General features: G+C 56.7%; 15 protein-coding genes. 9 read left to right on the top strand and 6 right to left on the bottom strand.

Translation table 11 applies throughout. From position 1 onward, the window contains the following. Positions 1-127 precede the first annotated feature (127 nt). The 9 genes from CP97_RS03190 to CP97_RS03155 all read left to right on the top strand — a co-directional run bounded on the left by CP97_RS03190 (position 128) and on the right by CP97_RS03155 (position 13,812). A complete protein-coding gene (locus CP97_RS03190) occupies positions 128-2,374 on the top strand; it encodes an autotransporter assembly complex protein TamA (RefSeq protein ID WP_227819657.1) in 2,247 nt (748 codons plus the stop codon). Next, positions 2,374-6,615 (top strand): translocation/assembly module TamB domain-containing protein, encoded by a 4,242-nt coding sequence (locus CP97_RS03185; protein WP_048884759.1) that lies wholly within the window; start codon positions 2,374-2,376, stop codon positions 6,613-6,615. Before CP97_RS03190 ends, CP97_RS03185 begins: the two co-directional genes overlap by 1 nt. Continuing rightward, on the top strand, positions 6,612-6,782 hold the full coding sequence (locus tag CP97_RS16275) for a hypothetical protein (RefSeq protein ID WP_161485434.1): 171 nt from the start codon (positions 6,612-6,614) through the stop codon (positions 6,780-6,782). The genes CP97_RS03185 and CP97_RS16275 overlap by 4 nt, the downstream gene beginning before the upstream one ends. A gap of 668 nt (positions 6,783-7,450) precedes the next feature. Further along, the gene (locus CP97_RS03180; protein ID WP_048884758.1) at positions 7,451-8,035 is read left to right on the top strand and encodes a sigma-70 family RNA polymerase sigma factor; all 585 of its coding nucleotides are present in this window, start codon (positions 7,451-7,453) and stop codon (positions 8,033-8,035) included. Continuing rightward, the gene (locus tag CP97_RS03175) at positions 8,028-8,780 is read left to right on the top strand and encodes an anti-sigma factor (protein ID WP_048884757.1); all 753 of its coding nucleotides are present in this window, start codon (positions 8,028-8,030) and stop codon (positions 8,778-8,780) included. Before CP97_RS03180 ends, CP97_RS03175 begins: the two co-directional genes overlap by 8 nt. 184 nt (positions 8,781-8,964) lie before the next feature. After that, entirely contained in the window at positions 8,965-9,630 is a 666-nt protein-coding gene (locus CP97_RS03170) for a DUF4331 family protein (protein WP_063612341.1), read from the top strand. After that, the gene (locus CP97_RS03165; RefSeq protein WP_048884756.1) at positions 9,630-10,340 is read left to right on the top strand and encodes a DUF4331 family protein; all 711 of its coding nucleotides are present in this window, start codon (positions 9,630-9,632) and stop codon (positions 10,338-10,340) included. Before CP97_RS03170 ends, CP97_RS03165 begins: the two co-directional genes overlap by 1 nt. After that, positions 10,341-11,732, top strand: coding sequence for a tetratricopeptide repeat protein (locus CP97_RS03160; protein ID WP_048884755.1), 1,392 nt, complete (start codon positions 10,341-10,343; stop codon positions 11,730-11,732). 286 nt (positions 11,733-12,018) lie between these two features. Then, entirely contained in the window at positions 12,019-13,812 is a 1,794-nt protein-coding gene (locus CP97_RS03155) for a hypothetical protein (protein ID WP_048884754.1), read from the top strand. Between the two features lie 591 nt (positions 13,813-14,403). On the opposite strand, the gene CP97_RS03150 is transcribed toward CP97_RS03155, so the two are convergent. From CP97_RS03150 to CP97_RS03120, 6 genes are all read right to left on the bottom strand, one after another. Then, positions 14,404-15,228 (bottom strand): alpha/beta fold hydrolase, encoded by an 825-nt coding sequence (locus CP97_RS03150; RefSeq protein WP_048886673.1) that lies wholly within the window; start codon positions 15,226-15,228, stop codon positions 14,404-14,406. A 203-nt stretch (positions 15,229-15,431) separates the two neighbouring features. Further along, the gene (locus CP97_RS03145) at positions 15,432-16,205 is read right to left on the bottom strand and encodes a 2-keto-4-pentenoate hydratase (RefSeq protein WP_048884753.1); all 774 of its coding nucleotides are present in this window, start codon (positions 16,203-16,205) and stop codon (positions 15,432-15,434) included. Further along, a complete protein-coding gene (gene dmpG, locus CP97_RS03140; protein ID WP_149036510.1) occupies positions 16,205-17,248 on the bottom strand; it encodes a 4-hydroxy-2-oxovalerate aldolase in 1,044 nt (347 codons plus the stop codon). Before dmpG ends, CP97_RS03145 begins: the two co-directional genes overlap by 1 nt. Positions 17,249-17,253: 5 nt before the next feature. Beyond that, the gene (locus CP97_RS03135) at positions 17,254-18,201 is read right to left on the bottom strand and encodes an acetaldehyde dehydrogenase (acetylating) (protein WP_048884752.1); all 948 of its coding nucleotides are present in this window, start codon (positions 18,199-18,201) and stop codon (positions 17,254-17,256) included. Between the two features lie 17 nt (positions 18,202-18,218). Continuing rightward, entirely contained in the window at positions 18,219-19,001 is a 783-nt protein-coding gene (locus CP97_RS03130; protein WP_048884751.1) for a 2-keto-4-pentenoate hydratase, read from the bottom strand. A 387-nt stretch (positions 19,002-19,388) separates the two neighbouring features. Next, a complete protein-coding gene (locus tag CP97_RS03120; protein ID WP_063612340.1) occupies positions 19,389-21,059 on the bottom strand; it encodes a class I adenylate-forming enzyme family protein in 1,671 nt (556 codons plus the stop codon). Positions 21,060-21,063 lie beyond the last annotated feature (4 nt).

Raw genomic sequence — 21,063 nt, 5'->3', positions numbered from 1 at the left:
ATTCCGGTTGCCTGATGCGTTTCATACGCAGGAAAGAACCAAATTCGTAGATCCAATGGCGGTAGCAACGACAGGTTTCATCTTTCGCGCCCGCCTTCGTGGCGGGCTCTCCGGATTAGTTATCGCAGTGGCTTGGCTATCTGCGCAAACGGCGCTCGCGCAAGATGATGGCCAACAAGACGATGAAGGAGAGCTGGAAGCTGGGGCGATCCCCGTTCCGTCGCCTCCGTCCGGAGCAGGATTGCCACCGGTCGAGGAGATAATCTCCGACGAGGAATTTAGCAACGAGATACCGGAATTGGGGGAGGACGACCCCGAATTGCAGTCCGAGCTGGAAAGCATCGAAGAATTCGAACGCCGCTTCGCTGAAGAAAACCCAGATGCGGATGCGGACACCTTCACAGCTGAGACGTCATTGCTCCTGCCCGAGCTTGTCGATGGCGACCGCAACGAGGAAATCGCTGACGCCCCGATTCGCGATACCGAATTGCTCGAACCACTATCGCCATTGGAGGAATTCGAAGTTCGCGATATCGAGTTCGCTGAAGACGCAAGTGATGACGAAGTCTTGACCGTCGAATATGGCATCGCCCTAAATGGTCTTGAAGAAGCCGACGAACAGACCGAAATCGATCTCGCTGGAACGTTCAGAGGCCTTTCCGCGCTTGAGAACAATGGTGGCGAGGTCTCGAACGTCGCGATGCTTGCGGCGCGGGTAGAGGAGGACAGCTTCCTGCTCCAGCGGTTGCTACGCTCCGAAGGCTGGTATGATGCGAAGGTCGAGACGAGTATCGAACGATCCGAGGCGGAAAACGGACAACCGCTGACCGCTATTTTGAATGCCGCGCCGGGCACGCGTTTTGTATTCTCCGACATTGTCATCGAAGCACAGCCGACCACCCCGACCGATCTGATTCGTGAGAATCTCGCCTTGCAGGTTGGAGAGCCGATTATCGCCACGCGTGTACAGGGGGCCGAGGCGCAGGTTGCCGTAGCCTTGCCGCAACAAGGCTATCCCTTTGTGAAAATCGGGCAGCGGGATATTCTACTGGATCAGGAAACATCGGACGGCGTCTATACATTGTCCGTCGATACCGGGCCGCGCGCGCGGTTTGGCAGGTTTACCACCATCGGGGACCTGGCTTTCGATGCAGAGCACATTGGTGTTCTGGCGCGGTTCGAGCGCGGCGAATTGTATGACAGCCACAAGGTGGACGATCTGCGTGATGCGTTGGTCGCTACCGGCCTGTTCAATACCGTCACGGTGCAACCCGAACAGACTGGCGAAGTGGCAGAAGACGATACCCAATTCGTCAACATCGCAGTCGAACAGAATGCTGGGCCGCCACGTTCGCTGGGGGCCAGCGCCGGTTTTGGCACCGGACAGGGCTTCCTGCTGGAAGGCAGCTGGACCCATCGCAACCTTTTCCCGCCCGAAGGTGCGTTAATCGCTTCGGCGGTGCTGGGCACGCAGGAACAGGGTGCTGGCGTGACGTTTCGCCGGTCAAACGCCGATCGCCGCGATCGGACGATAGAAATCGGACTGAACGCTTCGCACACAAATTACGATGCATTCGAGGCGTTTACTGGTCGGCTGGGCGGGCTTATCAGCTATTCCTCCACCCCCCTCTGGCAAAAGCGTTTCACCTTTGCCTATGGCGCAGAAGTCATCGCGTCGGTCGAGGAAAGCTTCGACTTCGATCTGGGCGAGCGCGTGGATCGGACCTACTTTATCGGCGCACTGACGGGCCAGGCCGGCTTCGACACCACCACCAGTCTGCTTGACCCTACCAGTGGCTTTCGCCTGCGCGCATTCGTGCAGCCTGAAGGTTCGTTGCAGGACGGATTCAGCCCTTATGTTCGCGGAATATTGGATAGCTCGGCCTATTTTCCCATCGGCGATTCTATCGTGCTGGCGAGCCGCTTGAGAGTCGGCTCGATACAGGGGGTGGACCGGTCGGACATCGCACCATCACGACGTTTTTACGCAGGCGGCGGCGGCTCTGTGCGTGGCTTTGGCTTCCAGCAACTTGGCCCCAAGGTGCAGGAACGCAATCCGGATTTCGATCCAGACGATCCAGAGGAGACCGCAGACGAATTCGAGCTGAACCCAATTGGTGGACTGGCCGTGAATGAGGTTGCTGCCGAAGTGCGCTACCGCTTCGGTGATTTCGGCGTGGTCGGTTTTGTCGACGCAGGGCAGGTCTATGAAGGCTCGACCCCGGATTTTTCTGGCCTGCGTTACGGGGCAGGCGTCGGCGGTCGCTATTATACCAATTTCGGGCCGCTGCGTTTCGATATTGCCATGCCGCTGGACAGACAGCCAGGTGAAAGCTCTTTCGCCGTCTATATCTCGATCGGGCAGGCGTTCTGATGGTCGAGGATATTGCGACGATCGAAACCGAAGATCAGCCGAGGGCCGAAAGGCCGCAAAGTCACCGATGGAAGGCCGTCGGGAAAATACTGCTGTTCATACTGTTGGGGCTGATCCTGCTGATTGGCACAGTGCTGCTTGGCATAAACACAGATCCGGGCCGCAAATTTGTCGCCCAGCAGATTGAGGCGCTCGAATTCGAGAACGGTATGGCTATCGGGATCGAGGAGATTGACGGCTCGCTCTATAGCGAGATGAGTATTCGTGGGCTGACGATTTCAGACCCGCAGGGCGTTTTCTTCCGCTCACCCGAAGTGGTCATGGATTGGCACCCCTTCTCTTTCATAAACAGCCATATCGATATCGACGCGCTGACGGCCGAGACGATGGTGCTGGTACGGCTGCCGGAGTTCAACGAAACCCCACCGACCGACGGACCGCTCCTGCCCGATTATGATATCGATATCGATCGGGTGGAGATTACCGAGTTCATGGCGGAGGCTCCCGTATCCGGCGAGCCCCGCGCCGCCACACTGTCCGGCTATGTGCATATTGCCGATGCGCGGGCGAAGGTGAATTTGAACGGTGCGACCGTCGCAGGTGCAGGGCGAGCTGGCGGTGATCGTATCGCCTTGATGCTCGACGCAGTTCCCGAAGAAAACAAGCTGGATCTCGACCTCGATCTCAAGGCACCCGGAGACGGCGTGATCGCTGCGCTTGTCGGGTTGACCGAGCCGCTTGATCTGCAACTGAAGGGAGATGGTGACTGGGCCGAGTGGAACGGCACGCTAGACGCAGACTTTGGCGATGCGCCGCTTGCCGTTCTTGAGTTGGCGGCACGTGATGGCACGTTCAGGATCGTCGGGTCGGCCCTACTGCAAAAATTCGCACCGTCTTCCACCGCGGCATTGCTGGGCGAGGTCACCAATATTGACATCACCACCGCACTGGAGGAACGCCGCGCGACAGTCGCGGCTCAGATATCCAGCGATGCGTTCAACCTGGACGCCAATGGCGAAATTGATCTTGGAGCGAACAGTTTCGATGATTTTACGGCAGCCTTCGTGCTGCTTGAGCCCTCTACTCTCGCTCCAAACCTCCGAGGACGCGGCATCCGTGCGATGCTGATGATGGATGGCGCTTTCGCCACGCCTGCGGTGGAATACGATATCCGTGCCACGCAGATCATGATGAACGATATGGGTATCGAAGATCTGCGCGCGCAGGGCCGAACCGAAGTTAATACGGCGAGCATGATTGTGCCGGTCTCGGCGACAGCTAAACGTATAACCGGCCTCGACATGGTAGCAGGCGGAAAGCTTGCCAATATCCGGCTTGACGGCGATATCGCAATCGACGGCACGCGTATCCTGTCGGACAACATGCGCCTTCGTTCCGACCGTATTGATGCGACGCTGCTCCTGTTGGCCAATACGGCAGAGGGACTCTATACTGGCGCAGTCGTTGGGCGGATCGATGACTACCGGCTGGAAAGCGTCGGCTTATTCAACTTTGAAACTGACATGGAATTGCAGGCACGCGCGAATGGAGCCTTCGCCCTGACCGGAAAGGTTCAGGCGCGTTCCACCCGATTGCTAAATGAATCCATGCGCGAGTATCTCGGCGGCAATCTGACCGCCTCCAGCGACATTGCCTACGGAACGGACGGCATTGCCCGCTTTGCCAATTTGCGAATGAATTCGCCTTTGCTGCGGGTTACTGACGGGCGTGGGACCTATAATACCAACGGCCATATCAACCTGACTGCCAGCGCGATATCGGAACCATACGGGCCGGTAGATGTGCGCGTGGCCGGCACCCTTACCAACCTCAACGCCACCATAAATGCGCAGAGTCCGGGCTTGGCTATCGGTCTCACCAATCTCACTGCAAACATTCGCGGCGATAATGGCGATTACCGCATCGATGCCAGCGGGAACACCGATTACGGGTCATTTACGGCCGATGCTACCGTAACGACCGCTAGCGGTCCGTTGGCTCTCACCATCAACCGAGCGGACTTTGCCGGGATCGCTTTGTCAGGACGGGTGCAGCAGAGTGCCGCTGGGCCTTTCGTGGGGCAACTGGATGCCAATGGCCGCGGACTTGGCGGCATTGTAAGACTGGAGGCGACGGGCGAATATCAATCGGCTGTCGTCAACCTGCGCGCCAACAATACCAGGCTAGGCGGACCTTCCAACATCCGCATCGGTTCTGCGATCGTGGATGCCGAGGTGGTTCTTTACGAAACGCCGCAATTGGTGGCCGATATCCAACTCGCCGACACCACTTATGGCGCGTTCAATATCAGCATTATGCGTGCGCTAGTCGATTATCGCGGCGGTCGGGGCAATGCCAAATTGCTGGTAGAGGGGACCAACGGCGTGCCGTTCCGAGTTTCCGCCAACGCCGATCTGCAACCCGAGCTGTGGCGCGCATCGCTGCAAGGTAGAGCGCGCGGAATCACGTTCCGAACGACCGCTCCTGCAAGGATCATCCCGGCTGAGAGAACGTATAAATTGCTCCCGACGAATATCGATTTTGGGCAGGGTAGCGTCCGGCTCGCGGGTGAATATGGCGAGGGGTTGAAGGTACAGAGCCGTCTGGATTCCTTCGATCTGGCAATCGCCAACGCTTTCCAGCCCGGTTTGGGACTTGGCGGCACGGCGACAGGAAGCCTCGATTTCGCGCAAGCCTCCCCAACCAGCTTTCCCGTTGCCGATGCGCGGCTGCGGATTGCAGACTTCACCCGCACCACGGCAGTATCGGTTAGCCAGCCGGTCAATGTCAGCTTCGTCGGACAGCTGCAAAACAGTGGTAGTGCAGCGCGCGCGGTCATCCGACAACGCGGCAGCGTTATCGGGCGCTTGAATGCGGCGCTCACCCCAGTCCCGCCCGGTAATGGAGGGTGGACTGAGCGGTTGATGCTGGCACAGTTAGGCGGTGGCATTCGCTATAATGGCCCCGCCGATACATTGTTCTCACTAACGGGGCAGGCAGACCAGAGACTGTCAGGCGCGCTGGGCGTGGCTGCGGACTTTACAGGCCGCGTATCCGCGCCGGAGCTAGCCGGGATTGTCCGCGCCAATAATCTTACCTACGAAAACCAGACCTATGGCACGCGGCTGAGCAATATGGCGCTACGCGGGCGTTTCACTGGCGACCGGTTGGAAATCGAGCAGTTGCAGGCCAATGCAGGTGATGGCACGGTGTCGGCCAGCGGCTATGTCAGCCTAGCCGCCGATCGTGGCTATCCAATGGATGTGCAGGTCGATTTGGATGAAGCGCGGCTTGCGCGCAGCAGCGCCATCGACGCGACCGCGACGGGCAATCTCTCCCTAACCAAATCCGCCGGGCAAACCGCTCTGCTTTCGGGCCGTATTCTCCTGCCCGAAACGCGCTATGAGATCATCCGTCAAGGTGCCGTCGAAGTGCCTGAGCTTCAGGGGGTGCGCTTCAAGCCACCGCGCGGTCGTCCGCGTGTGACCGGTGATGAACCAGCCACCCCATCGGGGGGCGCTTTCGACTTGTTACGATTGGACATCGCCTTGGTCGCGCCGGAAAAGCTCTATGTGTCCGGTATGGGGCTGGAAAGCGAATGGAGCGCAGATATGCGCATTCGCGGTACCAGCGCCATGCCGAGCATATCGGGCGGGGTTGAATTGGTGCGCGGGACACTCGGCTTCGCAGGTAAGTCTTTCGATCTGATCGAGGGCAATGTCCAGTTCACCGGGGGGCGCGAGCTTGATCCGCGTATTACGCTCGTTGCGAGCGAGGATATCGAAGGCATCACGGTCAACGTTAATGTCAGCGGCAAGGCATTGGACCCGCAGATTGCCTTTTCCAGCACGCCCGGCCTGCCGCAGGACGAGATCATTTCACGTATTCTGTTTGGTAGTTCGGTCGCGAATCTTTCAGCCATTCAGGCTGTGCAACTGGCAGCCTCGCTCAATTCGCTTCGCGGCGGCGGCGGCGGGCTCAACCCACTGGGCACATTGCGTTCGGCGACAGGCGTTGACCGCCTGCGCATTCTCGGTGGGGACGAAGCCAGTGGGCGAGGCACCGCGCTTGCAGCAGGCCAGTATCTGACCGATGACATTTACATCGAGATCATCACCGACGGACGTGGTTTCACCGCAACCCAGCTCGAAGTGGCGCTAACACCTGTGTTGTCCGTGCTCAGTCAAGCAGGCGGCAGCGGCGGAACGAATGTGAACGTACAATACCAGATCGAGTATTGATGCGGCCCGCAATCGTCCTGCTTGTTTTGGCTGCCGGTTTACTGGCGGTGGTCCTCCTTCGTAAGGAGCGGGAAGCCAGCTTCGATGCGCGCTATGACCGGACCGAAGAACGTATCCGCGTTCTGGCCGATGACATCACTGAAGATCTAAGCGAAACCGATGAATGACGTCTTGTGAAATCGAAAACACCAAGAAAACAGACCTCCGCCCAACCTCATACCAGAAGGTTGGACACAAGGGATGACCATGCCACACGTGATATGTAGCTGACCGCCTTAGGTTAAAACGCGGCTACGAAGTTGCCAGTTCGCTTTCGGGGTCCTCAGCGCGGAATGCGCCTCTGGGAAAAAGGAGCACCCTAAAGCGGAAAGTCCGTTTTCGGTCAAAAATCAGTCATTGCAGAGACACCGCGACGAAAAACCTCACAAGTCAAAACAGTCCGTGATCATGTTGGCACGGGGTCAGCGGCCACTTGGTATTGGGCCAATTCGTTCCGGAAAAGATAGGGGCGCTCACTGCGTTCATGCGTTCAACCGAAATTGTCGCTCGCGCATGCTTGCCGAATGATGGGCCTACGCCTCCGCCTTTTCTACAGATGTTGGCGATGGTATAATTGTGCAATAACCTGCGGTAGAAGCTTTTCAGTCATCCTAGTGTCGACCTAAATTTCATTGGGCGTTTTGCTCCGCGTCCTCTTCAAATTTGAAGAGGAGCATTTGGTCGCCTCAGAGCTCGGTTGGTCTTAGCCCCTGCCCCACAACTTATCATACTGTTTACGTAACGATTTGATTATTAACTTGCTGCTGGACGTTTAGCTAGTATTGCAAAGTCTTAGATGGTCAAAATAGTGCAACCTTCACCAGCAGACCGGCGAGCCCGTCTCGAGAATGCGCTTCAACAGGTCGCCGACGGTGATCGTCAGCCCTTGCGTCTGATCTATGATCTGACATCGTCGAAGTTATTGGCAGTGATCCTGCAGATCGTTCGTGAACGCGATGCCGCAGAGGATGTACTGCAGAATGTCTTCATCAAGGTCTGGCAAAGTGCCGGGCGCTTCGACACGACCCGCGCAAGCCCGATCACCTGGCTCTGCACTATCGCACGAAATTCAGCTATAGATTCGGTGCGCAAATCCGGGCGACGTGGTGAGGTTTCAGACGATGTCTTGCCGGATATCGAGGATGAAACGCCTGACGCTGAAGACATGCTGTGCGATGCAGAAGAAAGTGCGAGACTGCAGGACTGTCTCGATGGCCTCAAGTCCGATCATCGCAAATGCATTCGCATGGCGTTTTTTCGTGGCTACACACACACCGAGCTATCGCAGGTGCTCGATGTCCCCCTGGGCACTTTGAAGAGCAGGATTCGCCGCGGGCTTGCCAGCCTTAAGGGTTGCCTTGAAGGTGTCGCAAATGGATGACATCGATCCCGATGACCGCAGCATCATCGCAGGCGAATATGCCTTGGGCGTGCTGGAAGGAGAGGATCTCGCGATAGCGCAGCGTCTGTATCTGTCGAACCGCGACTTTGCCGATAATGTACGCTGGTGGCGCTATCAGCTGGGCCAGATGGCCGAAGCTGCGGGCACGTACGAGCCTTCCGCCGATGTCTGGCCCGCTATCGAAAGGCGACTTGGCGAATTTGATGGCGGTGAAAGCCCTGGCATTCACCGTCTCGAACAACCGAAGGCGAAGAACATTTCCGTCTGGGGTCTGGGTTTTGCGATGGCAGGTGCAGCAGCAGCAGCAGCAGTGTTGACCTTGCTCCTTGTTCAGCCAGCAGGACAAGGTCCCATCACGCCGATAGAAACCGCTGCGCCGATTTCCGGACCGCGTCTCATTGCGCAATTGCAAAGCGAAGATGGTGCGCTGGTTCTGACGGGACTCGTTGATTCTGCCGCACAGGAGCTTTCACTGAACATTGAAGGCTTTGCTCCCGGTGATGGGCAAGCGACCGAATTGTGGGTCGTGCCGGCAGGCGGCGCTCCGCAATCGCTCGGCCTGATTCCGGCAAGCGGTCTGTTCGAACGTGAGCTGACAGAGACCGAGCGTGAAGCGCTGGTCGCCGGCGCCTCGCTTGCTGTAACCTATGAAGATGCTTCAAACGCGCCGCACTCGGCACCTTCTACCGAAATTCTCGTTATTGGTGGTCTAACAAGCGTTTAGCGCGCCGACCAGCATAGATCCGCGTCAGAATTTGGTTTCGAGCTGTAAGGCCGGTAATTTAATTCTGTCCTTATGCATCCGCCTGCCTCCTTATGACGTAGTTCCCTCAGCGCCCGGAAGACCGGGAGCGCATCTTGCGCCGGATAAATGTGTTGTCCGGCACCAGAAGCTCAGGGAGATCGATATGAGACAAAGAACCAAAGTGTTGGCAGGGACAGCGGGACTTGCTCTCGCAATCGGTGCCTCACAAATTCTGCCAGGCTTGGGATTGACGGCCGCCGACCACCTCGACCCACCCGGCCGGACCGATCCTAATGTCGACAGTACGCCAGACCGCGCGGCGGACATTGCCGATCTATATGCCTGGCACACAGCCGACAGTGTCAATATCATCCTTACTCTTTCTGGACCCCAGGCGACCGATCAACCCGCCAATTACGATCCCGATGTTCTGTACACGGTGAACATTTCCAATGCTGGATCGCGTGTAGACACGGAAATCCCGATATATATTCGCTTCGGCAACGGTCCAACGGCAAGCCAGGCAGGCGTACAAGTCAGCAATGTGCCCGGAACGACCAGCCCGATCGTAGGTGCCGTGGAAACCGACATCGCTCGAAATGGCGTGAAAGTGAGAGCCGGACTCTTCGACGACCCTTTCTTCTTCGACCTTCAGGGATTCATGGACACTGCAAACACCGGGACGCTCAGCTTCATGTCGAACCGGGATTTTTTCGCCGGTCAGAACCTTACCGGTGTGGTCCTTTCAATCCCGCGTAACCGGATCGAAAATGGGAATAATCTGATCGACATCTGGGCGGAAACCTCGCGCTTTGGAGGACAAATCTGATGACCAATAACAAAACCCTCAGGGCGCTTTCACTGGCTCCGGCCATGCTCGCTCTCACATTGCTTTCGGGCTGCTTCGATGATGATGACGATAGTGAAGATGTGATCGTCGTGCCGTCCGCAACACCTACACCGACCCCGGCACCAACCAATGCGAATTTTGATGTCACGCCATGTCTTGAACAGGCCATTCCGGGCACTGGCTTCACAGTTGCCGAAGCGGTGGTTCCGGATACCTTGACCCTCAATTTTGCTGCCGGGGCGGGTTTCCCGAACGGTCGATTGTTGCAGGACCCGGTAATCGATGTGACGTTAGCCGTAATATTCCTCGATCTTTCAGTGCATAGTCCGGCAGCGCTTGCCACATTGCCTCTGAATCCATCGGAAAACGACGTTGCATTCCCAGATAGCTTCCCGTTCCTTGCCGCAGCGCAAGGCTCTCCACCGATTGCAGCGCCAGGAGGAGCGTCCTTCACTTTCCGAACTGACGATCCCTCGACCTATGTTCGTGTAGACAGAATGGGCATGCCTGCCGTTTCCACCGCATTGATCGGAACCGACAGGAAAACCGCCTATAATGATGCAAGCCCGGCAGACGATGTTGCCGGCAAATTCGTGCCTGACCTGTCAGCCCAGCTGACCGGGCTGACAAATGCCCTTGCCGATGATCTGACAGACGCCGGCCTTACGCCTTGCGCTAAGCCGGCTTAAATGGTTCGCCGCTGGCCTTTGGGGCATGTCACGCACAGCGGCAGCGCCCGCAGCCGCGGAAGGTCGGGTGTCATTCGCACACTCGCCATTTCCGCGGCTGCGGCCACGTTGATTTTCAGCGCGGACCTCCTGCTTGATGACAACGATCAGGGCGTAGCGGCAGCAGGTCTTCCGCCTGCGAGTTATGGGCCAGCAAGCTATGCAGCGGAGTTGGCGGCATCCGATCGCCAGATTGCCCTGATGCAGGAACGGGTTGCGTCTGCGCAAGATGAATGGTTGCCGCACGAAACACTTGCCCGCGCTGCACTTTCGCGTTTCAAGCTCAACGCCGATCCCGGGGAACTGGCGCTTGCGGCCAACAGCATACAGCGTTCCAACAGCCTCTCTCCCGAAGGTTCGGGCCCACTCCTGACATCCGCAGAAATCGCGATGGCGCAACATGATCTGAAAAATGCCGAAACTTTTCTCGGCCAGTTTGACCAGATTGTGGTCAGCCCTGGCAAGCCAGCCTTGTCAACGGCAGTGGCGTTGCGCGGCGATGTCTCCTTTTATCATGGCGACATGGAGTTGGCGGAAAGCCTTTACGAAGAGGCCGATGAAATCATCCCCACTCCCGGGACCGCGATCAGAAAATCGATACTTGCCCGTTCTCAGGGCCAGTTCGACGAAGCGATTGCTCTTATCCGCGAAGCGGCGCGGCGCGATCAATTGCGCACCCCCAGGTCGATGGCCTCCTATGAATTGCAGATCGGGATGGTCGAAAGCGCGCGCGGAAATTACGAAGTAGCTGCACAAAGCTATGCCCGGGCCGACGAATTGTTTCCCGGTCACTGGCTGACTCAATTTTATCGTGCCGAAGCGCAAGCCATGATAGATGAACTGACGCCTGCCATAACAACGTTTGAACGCATCGCGACGCAAACCAACGATCCACAGGCGATGGATGCCGCTGCCACGCTTCATATCGCTAATGGAGATATGCAAGCAGCCGAACGGTGGAGCAATCGCTCCGCAGCTGGGTGGCGCACGCGCGTTGAAGCGATGCCAATGGCATATACCGCGCACGCATTTGAAAGCGCACTTGCCTTTGGCAAGCCGGAACAAGCGCTGGATCTTGCACTTCGAAATCTCGCAATGCGGCCATATGGCGAGGCGCATATTCTTGTGGCCGAGGCATTCCTTGCAAATGATCGGCCTGCGCAGGCACGTGCACATCTGCTTCGGGCAGAACAGCAAGGCTGGCGCAGCGCGCCACTATATGCGCGCTTGTCCGAAGCTGAAGCGCAGCTGGGGAACGCTATTGCCTCGAGAACCGCGAGAGCACAGGCGGAGCAGCTGAACCCGCATATATTCAGTCCGAAAATTGGGCGTCTGTGGTTCGGTCATGGTTGACCCTGCGTAGTAAGTTGTCCTGATGATGGATGATTTCTCAAATACGAGAATTTGTATGTTTCGTCAGATAAATACACATATATTCAACGTCTTGCAGGATTTCTCGCGACTGCCTGCATCTGAACATCGTCAGACTTCGTAGCTTCCTCGCAACCTGGAGCACCAGGCTGTGCCTCGACCAAGGCAATAGACAGGTTCGGGAAAATACACTGGCACGATCCGCGCATCTCCCGCGATCTTTCAAAACCTTGGTCTGGCAATTTTGGTCCACACAAGGAGAGATGCTATGAATATAGTTCAGACAAAGAAGTTGGCGATAACCCTGTTGGCCGGAACGGCAGGCGTTTATGCAGCGCCAGCTGCCGCACAGGAAATTCCTGGAGACACCGGCTACGAATGCGTCCTGACCGAAGACGGTTCGACGACCAACACCACAATAGCGAATGCCACCGCTTCAGGAGAAGACGCGCTGGCTTGTGGCGAAGATGCCAATGCGGACAGCTCCTCCACAGTGGCTTTCGGCGGTGAATCCAGCGCCACCGCGCCGGGTGCGACGGCGCTTGGCTGGCAGGCGAATGCGAGTGGCGCGATGGGTACAGCCGTTGGCCACCAGACCACCGCTTCGGGCGCTCAGAGTTTTGCGGGCGGCGAAGATGCGCTTGCATCGGGCAGCAACTCAATCGCTATCGGCAGGGCCGCATTGGCTGACGGGGGTGATTCCATTGCAATCGGCGGAAATCGCGACGGTCTGATGGGCACCCCCACCATCGCAAGCGGACCATCCACGACAGCCGTGGGCGGACAAGCCTTGGCAAATGGACCCGGCGCAACTGCCTATGGCTGGAGAGCGCAGGCCTCAGCCGAACGTGCCACAGCTCTCGGACATCTCGCGACAGCTCAAGGCATACGGTCGCTGGCAGTTGGCGAAAATGCCGATGCGCAAACCGACTTTTCAACCGCAATCGGAAATGAAGCGATCGCCAATGGCATCGATGCGCTCGGCGTGGGCGACAGCGCGGTCGCCATGGGCAATTCCACCACGGCCATTGGTGGGGAGAGCCTGGCCAGCACGCCAGGTGCGACGGCGCTTGGCTGGCAGGCTGTTGCCACCGGGGCAATGGGTACTGCCGTAGGGCATCAGACAACAGCTTCGGGCGACCAGAGTTTTGCCGGTGGCGAAGATGCCGTCGCTTCGGGTGACAATGCCATCGCTATCGGGAACTTCGCGCAAGCGACCGGTGGTGATTCAATTGCCATTGGCGGCAATCGCAGCGACGATCCTTCCATGGCCACAATCGCCAGTGGACCATCAACAACGGTTGTCGGCGGGCAAGCATTGGCAAATGGGGCGGGCGCTACAGCCTATGGCTGGCGATCAGTCGCTGATGCCGAGCGCGCGACTGCATTGGGTCATCTTGCTGCCGCGACGGGCGTTCGATCCGTCGCTGTCGGTGAAGCTGCAAATACATCGGGCGATGGCGCCGTTGCCTTGGGCAATGAAACCATTGCCTCTGGCGTCAATTCTGTTGCCATTGGGAATGGGGCTACGGCAACTGCCGATGGCCAGGTGGTCGTCGCCAGTCTCGATATGAGCACCGGCGTGCAAACCGGCCCGATCAACTTCGTCACGGCAGACGCGAATGGCACCCTCGGTCTGAGTTCCGCAATGGGTCTCACGGGGCTTGCGAGCAATAACGACGTGATGGCCAATACAGCTGCAATCGACGTAAATTCCGGCCTTATTGCCACGAATACGGCAAACATCGGGGCGAATGCGGCGGCCATCAGTGAACTGCAGGGACAGAATGTGGCCTTGTTTGATCTCGCCAACGAAAATGCCGCCGGCATTCGTGAAGCGAATGAAGGTGCGGCATTGGCGCTTGCGATGGAATCTCCGGTCCTGATGCCGACCGACAGCTTCGGCGTGGCCGGTGGGTTCGGTTATTACAATGACCGGATTGCAGGTTCGGCCAGTGTTGCCGCACGGGTTTCCGACAACGCATATCTTACCGGCGGGATTGGCATCGGTTTTGACGAAGGCAAGGTTGGCGCAAGAGCCGGCTTCCAATCCAGCTGGTAACAGCTTAGTTTGATTGCAGTTACTCCTGTGGACCAGGAGTTTGGGGCCGGGGCGCGAACCTCGGCCCCATTACTGTTACTGACTTGTGTTTCATCTGGCACCTTTGCTCGAGCATGGCATTTCAAGAAATGACCGCCTGGATGCTTCGCGCAACAGCCACCTAACTGGTTCTGGTACCAGTAAGATCGCTGCTTGGTGCCACCGCCGCTAGGCCCGCAGCTACCCGCCAGCTTCCGCCATCGCCGAAAGCTCTTAAGCCATCATAGCGCTGGGTCTGGCAAATGACCGGATGAAGGATTTCTAAGATCTCTGGAACGTGCCGCAATCACCTTACGCTTGATGTGCTACGCTTGATGAGGCCATCGCCGCGACTTTCGTCAGCGGGAAACGCCAATTCCGGTCGAGTGCCCGGTTGGGCTTTCGCAAGCTGGTATTTTCGCTTCCGCAAACGCTGCTTCGGCGGCTCTAAACCTCGAGCATGTCTTTGTCCGCAAGATTGGTCTTAGGAGGGAAGGTGTTCTGCACGCCACCGGAATTCTTTCTGCCTTCCCTCCAAATCAATAGCCGCCGAGCATCGGCAGCCGGATTGATTTACGCGCGAGTGAGGAATTCACTCACGAGCGAATTGAAACGGTCCTTATGTTCTATCTGCGTCCAATGTCCGCATTTCCCGAACAGATGAACTTCCGCAGTTTCCAGCAATTCGAACAAGCGAAGGCTTGTGCTCATTGGCAGAACGCGATCTTCCCGCCCATGAAGCATCATAGCCGGGCTGGTTATCTTCGCGATTTCATCTTCTGGCGTCGACAGCGCAGAGATATGCTGCTGGCGCGGAGCCGGGAACATGGCACTGAACGCCTCCTGGAAACCCGGTTGGATACTTGCACGGTAACGCATTTCGGCAAGTTCGTTTGACACCAGCGAATTGTCATATGCGAAAATATCGAGCATTTCGCGCATGGCCTCTACTGACGGTTCATAGCCCCACACCTTGTCCAGAGCATCTGTCAGTTCGAATTCAAGGCCGGCCGCGCCCATCAGCACGATACGGCGAACGCGATCAGGATGATTAGCGGCCATCGAAAGCGCGAGCGCCCCGCCAAAGGAATTGCCGATGATGTCAAACTGATCAAGATCGAGCGCATCGGCAAGATCCATCAGGTGCTTCCGCCACCGTTCCAGATTGTAGATGCCGTCGGCCGGGCGTTCTGTATAGCCAAAGCCCAGCATATCGGGCGCGATCGCACGCATGGATTCCGCCAGCACGGGCAGGTTGAGCCGCCAGTTCGCCCATGCAGTAACCCCTGGGCCCGAACCATGTATCAAAATGACAGGGTGCCCTTCACCCATATCGTGATAATTGGTTTTCACACCCTGGGCGTCAATGGATTTTCCAATCTCGGGGTTGTCGCTCATTCTTATTCCTTTCTGGCGTCGTCGCGGGAGTTTGGCTTGCGCATGTTCTTCCGCTTTGGATATGCCTGCGACACCGAAATGTTCAGCAGGGACTTCGCGAATAATCACCCGCACCGATTGCGCAAGTGCATCGATGGTATCACGGCTTTGGTCGCTCCTGTGGCAGTCTGTCCAGTTTCATCACCTATAAAATCGGCGTCGTGTCAGGCTTCGACTGTAATAGAGCAGCCACCCAGATTTTGCACTTCCAGGCTGATCGTTTCTCCTACGCTCGCCGGATGTGCCGCCGTCGCTCCGCCCGCCATTATGATATCGCCGGGCTCCAGTGCCTCGCCCCATTCGGCAGTAAGCCGCGCAGCTGAGACCAATGAACGAAGCGGATGGCCCAAGATCGCAGCTGACGAACCGATTTGCGCGGGTCGTCCGTTGACAAGAAGCACCATGCCGAGATTTGAGAAATCAACGCTTGCAGGGTTGTGCCATGCACCCAGAACCAGGCCGGACGAGGAAGTGTTGTCAGCAACAACATCCGGCAGAGCGAACTTGAAGTTTTCAAAACGACTGTCGATCACCTCCATGGCCGGGGCGATCGCCTCGACGGCAGAAAGCGCCTCGACAGGAGAAACCTTGCCCTTCAATCGCTTCTTCAGAAGAAATGCGATTTCGGGTTCAAGCCGTGGATGGATGAAGGCCGACTTCGACAGGGTCCCGCCTTCCTCCAGCAACATTGCGTCGGTCAGGCGGCCCCACGCGGCCTCGTTTACACCGACTTGGACCATTTTAGCCCGGCTGGTCAGCCCCATTTTGACACCGATACGCACCTCTCCACGGGCGATCCGACGCGCGACGGACATTGCCTGGATAGCATAGGCCTCGGAAGTCGTCAGGCCCGGACGATTTTTTGTCAGCTGGGGTATGGCCCGCACTTCGCGTTGAGCATCATCGAGCTGCACAGCGAGGGCTTCCAGATCTTCCACTATGACGCCCCCATGGTCTCACGAGACTTCTGAATATCGAGAGCGACATCGACGATCATGTCTTCCTGGCCGCCGACCATGCCGCGGCGACCAAGCTCCTGCAGAATTTCGCGCACATCGACGCCATATTCTTCGGCCGCCTTTTCAGAATGGCGAAGGAAGCTGGAATAAACGCCCGCATAACCGAGCATCAGGGTTTCCCTGTCAACACGTACGGGGCGATCCTGAAGCGGACGAACAAGTTCTTCTGCGGCATCCATAAGCTTGTAGACATCGCACCCTGTGTTCCAGCCTTTTCGATCAGCTGCTGCGATGAAAACTTCCAGCGGGGCATTACCTGCACCAGCGCCCATACCGGCAAGCGAGGCATCGACCCGCCGCGCACCCTTTTGCACCGCAACAATCGAATTGGCGACACCAAGCGAGAGATTGTGGTGCGCATGCACGCCACGCTCGGTTTCAGGTTTCAGAACGGCGTCATAGGCGTCGAACCTGGCAGCACAGCCATCCATATCCAGCGCGCCGCCGGAATCGGTCACATAAACGCATTGTGCGCCATATGATTCCATCAAGAGCGCCTGTTCCGCCAATTTTTCCGGTTCAACCATGTGGCTCATCATAAGAAAGCCGCATGTATCCATGCCAAGATCGCGCGCAGCACCGATATGTTGACGCGCCACGTCTGCTTCCGTGCAATGAGTAGCGACCCGGACAGAGCGCACGCCAACGTCATAGGCTCGCTTCAGGTCCGTGATAGTGCAGATACCGGGGAGGATCAGTGTGGTCAGCACGGCCTGGTCAATGGAATCAGCAACCGCTTCGATCCATTCCCAATCGGAATGCGCGCCAAAACCATAATTGAAGCTCGAACCGCGGATACCGTCGCCATGCGCAATTTCAATTGCATCGACGCCGGCTTGGTCAAGCGCGCTAGCGATTTTCCGGACGTGATCTATTCCGTAAAGATGACGGATAGCGTGCATGCCATCGCGCAGGGTCACGTCCTGCACGTAGATTTTGTCCTTCGTCGGATCTTTGATCAGTCCAGTCACAACGCCGCCTTTCTTGGATTTTTCATCATGCGTTCGGCGATAGCCAGTCCCGCAGATGTCATAATGTCCAGATTACCGGCATAAGCCGGCAGATAATGTGCTGCCCCTTCGACCTCGAGGAACACCGTCACCTTCAGGCCTTCAAATTCACCGATTTCCGGTATTTTCAATGTCCTGTTGCCGCCGAACCGCTCAAACTGAACCTTCTGCTTGAGGCGATATCCTGGCACGTATTCTTGTACAGCCGCGACCATTTCGTTCACCGACTTTTCAATTTCAGCTTCATCGCCGCCCATTGACAATGCATAAACGGTATCGCGCATGATAAGCGGCGGCTCTGCCGGATTGAGGATGATGATCGCCTTGCCGTTTTCGGCGCCCCCCAACACTTCCACTCCCAAGGTCGTCGTCTCGGTAAACTCGTCAATATTGGCGCGCGTGCCGGGGCCGGCCGATTTGGAAGCGACTGAAGCCACGATTTCTGCATATGGAACCCGCTCGGAAACCCGGCTGATGGCGTGAACGATAGGAATGGTTGCCTGGCCGCCGCAGGTGACCATGTTCACATTGCTCTTATCGAGATGCTCTTCCCCGTTGATTACGGGGATGCAATAGGGGCCGATGGCCGCCGGCGTCAGGTCCACCATGCGTTTGCCGTCACGCACGCAAAGTTCATTATGGTGGTGATGGGCCCCGGCCGAGGTCGCATCGAACACCACGTCGATATCTTTCCATATCGGCATCGCTACCAAGCCATCCATGCCTTCATGGGTGGTTGAAATGCCAAGCTTCTGGGCTCGGGCGAGACCATCGGACTCAGGATCGATACCGACCATCGCGCCCACTTCGAGGACGTCTGACGTCCGCATCACTTTGATCATCAGGTCTGTGCCGATATTTCCAGACCCGATGATCGCGCATTTCCGTTTGGGATTATCAACCATCTCGTTAGTCACTCCATTCAATCCTGAAAGCAGGCGGTAACTGAGCCCAGCCCGTTGATGCGTGCCGTGACAGCGTCGCCCGCAGCCACTTGCGCCATCGGCCCAAGAGCACCTGTTAAAACAATATCGCCTTTACTGAGGGGGCGACCTTCACGCGCCATGACCTTGGCCAGCCAAAGGCAGGCAGTGACCGGGCTTCCCAGACATGCGATTCCCGCACCGTTCGATATGGGCTGCCCGCGGCGTTCCATCACCATTCCGCAAAGGCGCAAGTCGATTTCCGACAGCCGACGTGGGGAATCGCCCAGCACGAACACACCGCTCGACGCGTTGTCGGCAATGGTATCGTGGATGCGGATATCCCAATCTTGAACCCGACTACCCACGACTTCGATCGCAGGCACTGCAAAGTCGACCGAAGCGATAATATCTGCAGAAGTCAGCAATTCGGTATCAAGGATGTCGCCCATGATGAAGGCGATCTCGGCCTCGACCTTGGGCTGCATCACCTCCGACACCGAAATTTCGGTTCCTGACGGTATGTCCATGTCGTCAAACAGCATCCCGTAATCAGGCTGCGAAACGCCGAGTTGCGCCTGCACCGATTTCGCGGTCAGCCCGGTCTTGCGGCCCACGATGCGACGACCTTGTCCAAGCCTGCGCTCGGTATTCAGCTCCTGGACTTTATACGCCGCTTCGATTTCACGTTCACCAATCAGGTCGCGGACCGGCGCACACGCTTCGCCCGATTGCATTGCGTCCCACAAACGGTCAGCCGCTTCCCTTATTTCTCGATCCATAGTGGATCCCCCTTCACAGCTTTGCGCAATTATTTTTGAGTTCAGTGTAGAATTCAATCGGATGAACAACGCTTTCACTTCCGACACCAGATGCCTTGGCGCGACCAAGTGGCGAGCGTAGATCTTGCAGGGAACAGCCATTCACCAAAAGACGCCAATACCTTACCGGCGACAGAGGAAAAGCATCACGCGAAGAACAAGGGCAGAAATCTCACCTATGGGGCGCAACAATTCCTGACGTTGCGTCATTATACTTCCCTTATAATTTCGGTCGCGCCACCGCAACAATTCACCGCGGATCACATCTGATCTGATTTACTGCTGCAATTATTCGTCTCACCGAGAAATTATTTTGGTCAGGCGGTCACACAGGCATTTTTTCTTGACTCATTCCTCGATATCCCACGGAATATCGGTCGGCTTCGACAGAAGAAGATCGCGAACTACATTCTTCCGGACTTTGAAATTAGAGGTTAGCGGGAATTCTTCGTCAGTAAAAAAGACGTGCTTCGGCGTTGATGGACCGTTGAGCTTGTCCCGGCAGAATTCGATCAGATCGGCCGCGCCAACCTGTCCGCCCGACTTGTTGCGGCGGACCACAGCGACAACCGCTTCTCCCCATTCGGGATGCGGAAGGCCGATAACACAGATTGCTGCAACGTCAGGGTGTTTGCCCATGACCCCTTCAACCGACGCCGGATAGACGTTGACGCCGCCGGTGATGATCATGAAATTCTTGCGGTCCAGAAGATAGAGATACCCGTCTTCATCCACTTTACCTATATCATTGGTACGTAACCAACCATCCTTCAGAACCTTATCAGTTTGCTCTGGCAGATTGAGATAACCTGCCATCGTCGTTGGACCACGCAGCCAGATCTCGCCAGCTTCTCCTTGAGGAACTGGCTGGGCGCTCTCATCTCGCACCGATATTTCGAAATGGGATGCCGGACGCCCTACTGAAGAGAGCAGTTCAGGCTTTTCAGTAAGTCCAATGCGATGATCTTCAGGTGAAAGAAAAGTAACCCCGCCCCAGGTGGTTTCTGTAAGGGCGTAAACATTCACCATTTCTTTTCCAAAGGTTTCATGAACGCTTTGGATCAGATGCGGGGAAGAAGGAGATGATCCGTATATAATCATACGAACAGAAGACAGATCAAACGGGGTTTTCTTGTTATCTTCCAGAGCCCACTTCAGCATTGTCGGGGCAAGAAGGAACGTCGTTGCCGCTTGCTCCTTCACAGTGTCGAAGAAAGTTTCCCGATTGTAATCCCCGTCGGCAATGATTTGGGCCATACCATTGCCAAGACCGAGAAAGGCAAGAACAACGGCGACCCAGGCGTTGCCGGTAGGCAGAAAAAAGCGATCGTCACGAACGAAGCCGAATTCCGCCAGCGCGTGGAGAATCGTCATCGTCACGCCGCCGTTGGTAAGCACTGCGCCCTTTGGTACCCCGGTAGTCCCCGAGGTGTAGCTGTAAAAAAGTGGGTCAGCGCTTGAAAGCGGCGGCATTTCCGGCACGGTTTCGACAGCATTGATCAGTGTTTCCTGATCTTCTTCAAACCCATGCTCGCCGCCAAACCCGATAATTGTAATATCGAGTTGCCTCAAATCTTCCTTGAGCTGATCCGAAAGATCGGCGCATGCTGCATGAACAAAGAAGAACTTGGCGCCTGAATCCTTGAGCACATGCAAAATTTCGGGCCGAGCAAACCTTCGATTTACTCCGACACGGACTGCACCCATCTTCATGCAAGCGAAGAAATGTTCGTATACTTCTATGCACTCAGGGGCGATAATGGCGACCGCATCACCTACACGGACCCCCTTAGACAAAAGGACCGCAGCGATCAGGTCAGAGCGTTCATGCATCTGACCCCAAGTTGCTTGGCGATCTCCGCAAATATAAGCTGTTCTCGTCGGATTATTCACTCCCGTACGTCGAACAAGATCGCGGGGAAGAACCTCCAGCCTATTGTCGTAATGGAGGTTCGAGCCTGAACCGTCCGAAACGGTGCGCGTGCTATCCATCAATTTCGAATCTAAAACCGCATCCATATCC

It is taken from the genome of Aurantiacibacter atlanticus (genome assembly GCF_001077815.2).
In the GTDB taxonomy this organism is placed as follows: domain Bacteria; phylum Pseudomonadota; class Alphaproteobacteria; order Sphingomonadales; family Sphingomonadaceae; genus Alteraurantiacibacter; species Alteraurantiacibacter atlanticus.
This window is presented reverse-complemented; position numbering and strand designations above follow the sequence as displayed.

Excerpts from the sequence above, each read along its gene's own strand:
- CP97_RS03185 (WP_048884759.1), top strand. The coding sequence starts at position 2,374 with ATGGTCGAGGATATTGCGACGATCGAAACCGAAGATCAGCCGAGGGCC.
- CP97_RS03180 (WP_048884758.1), top strand. The coding sequence starts at position 7,451 with ATGGTCAAAATAGTGCAACCTTCACCAGCAGACCGGCGAGCCCGTCTC.
- CP97_RS03175 (WP_048884757.1), top strand. The coding sequence starts at position 8,028 with ATGGATGACATCGATCCCGATGACCGCAGCATCATCGCAGGCGAATAT.
- CP97_RS03170 (WP_063612341.1), top strand. The coding sequence starts at position 8,965 with ATGAGACAAAGAACCAAAGTGTTGGCAGGGACAGCGGGACTTGCTCTC.
- CP97_RS03165 (WP_048884756.1), top strand. The coding sequence starts at position 9,630 with ATGACCAATAACAAAACCCTCAGGGCGCTTTCACTGGCTCCGGCCATG.
- CP97_RS03160 (WP_048884755.1), top strand. The coding sequence starts at position 10,341 with ATGGTTCGCCGCTGGCCTTTGGGGCATGTCACGCACAGCGGCAGCGCC.
- CP97_RS03155 (WP_048884754.1), top strand. The coding sequence starts at position 12,019 with ATGAATATAGTTCAGACAAAGAAGTTGGCGATAACCCTGTTGGCCGGA.
- CP97_RS03150 (WP_048886673.1), bottom strand. The coding sequence starts at position 15,228 with ATGAGCGACAACCCCGAGATTGGAAAATCCATTGACGCCCAGGGTGTG.
- CP97_RS03135 (WP_048884752.1), bottom strand. The coding sequence starts at position 18,201 with ATGGTTGATAATCCCAAACGGAAATGCGCGATCATCGGGTCTGGAAAT.
- CP97_RS03130 (WP_048884751.1), bottom strand. The coding sequence starts at position 19,001 with ATGGATCGAGAAATAAGGGAAGCGGCTGACCGTTTGTGGGACGCAATG.
- CP97_RS03120 (WP_063612340.1), bottom strand. The coding sequence starts at position 21,059 with ATGGATGCGGTTTTAGATTCGAAATTGATGGATAGCACGCGCACCGTT.